This window comes from Agrobacterium sp. D14, assembly GCF_001526505.1.
GTDB classification, from domain to species: Bacteria; Pseudomonadota; Alphaproteobacteria; order Rhizobiales; family Rhizobiaceae; genus Agrobacterium; species Agrobacterium leguminum.
Genome location: NZ_ASXX01000050.1, coordinates 1 through 1552, shown reverse-complemented (window position 1 = coordinate 1552; position 1552 = coordinate 1). Strand labels below are relative to the sequence as shown.

Sequence of the window (1552 nt, the reverse complement as noted above, 5' to 3'; positions counted from 1 at the left end):
GATCCCCTCTTCTTCATAGTTATAGGAGAGGGCGGCGGTCGCAGAGTTCTTGGTATTTCTGGTGCGCATGGAAGTCTCCGTGTGACGCGTTTACAATGTATCCGACAAACAACGCATCGGATGACTATATGATTGCGCCGATTCATATGTAATGCAAATCAAAGTAAAATATCTTCATAGTATACATTCGATTGTAATCTTTATATCTCTGCAGTTTTCGGCGGCGGCATTTGATATTTAACGCTATATTAATCAATATATATCGAGTTATACGATAAATCTAAAAACTTTAAACTTCAAATTTGATCGATATTATTTCACGGCAAAATCCAGAATCCGGAGCCGGATAGCCGACTTCCCACATTTAAGGCCTTCACGAAGTAGTTTGGCCGTCACGGAAACACGCGACGAAGTAAACACGAAGCCAGCGTCTCGCCGTCCAAGAGCGACGCTCGATTTCCACCCGAAGATGGCACATTCCGCGCGAACGGCTGGGACATATGACATGCGGCCTCGCGGATGAACCGACCGGGAAGGTTTCGGTTCGCCGCCTCATATTCCGGAGTGGAGATGGTCCTGCAGGTGCAAGCGCGATAGGAAGCCGTCGGCGATTTCCGTCAGCTTGCCCACAGGTCGTTTCAACGTGTCAGAACGTCGAGACAAATTGCGCTCATTCGATTCAAGGTCCGATATTTTTGATTCCAAACGCTGATCATTTGATTCACGACCGCCGTTTATCCCTCGCCAACTTACCTCGACCTGTCTCAACGTGTCCGCAATTGATCTCAAATTGCGTTCATTTGATTCAGAACCCCAATAAAACGATTCATAAACCGGGATTTCCGATTCCATGCAAACGGCGTTGCGGCAGTGACAACGGTCTGGCATCGGTAGCCGGAGACCTGACGGGGAAGAGTGCATGCCAGCGAAGTCCGAGGAGATCCGCAACAGCAAACAGCGCGAGCGACAGCAGAAGCTGCGTGATGCCGACAGAAAGGCCAAGCGCCCCGGGCGCGATGATGTGGCCCGCACGGCGCTGTTCATGACAATCTCTGGCATGACAACGCGCGAGAAGACCGAAGAGCTGGAACACTTCCAGCATGTCGTCGTCTCGATGCTGGTTCGGCAGGGGTTCGACGAACATGCATCCCACGCCGTCTTCGATGAGCTTGTCGAGAAGTACCGGGATGGTGACTGGCCCTTCCGCCGCAAGCCCCATCTGCTTTATCCTGACGGTGCCGACGAGGGTGACTGACCGGTTTCGTTCGACCTGCCAACTACGGTTCCAGCCCTTTGTCATCCCAACCCCGCCATGGGAACGCCCAACGGCGTTTGCAATCTCTACGACACCTCCCCCCATTACTCGGTTAATCGCCGTTTGATTCTGAATCGGATTTCCAGAGTGCTGGGGGGGACAGATCATCTAGGATCAACTCATCAGCATCCGTCCAATTCGCTAAAATTCTATCGATCTGATTAAGCCCTGGTCAGCTAGGTTTCCAAATAATCCTGAATCCCGCAAGGTCACTGCATTGATTTCGCAAAGGGTATG

1 protein-coding gene is annotated in these 1552 nt (G+C 51.4%); it reads left to right on the top strand.

Annotated elements, in window-relative coordinates; all coding sequences use genetic code 11:
* Window positions 1–919: 919 nt before the first annotated feature.
* Window positions 920–1255 (top strand): hypothetical protein, encoded by a 336-nt coding sequence (locus L901_RS21240; protein WP_035261353.1) that lies wholly within the window; start codon window positions 920–922, stop codon window positions 1253–1255.
* Window positions 1256–1552: the final 297 nt, after the last annotated feature.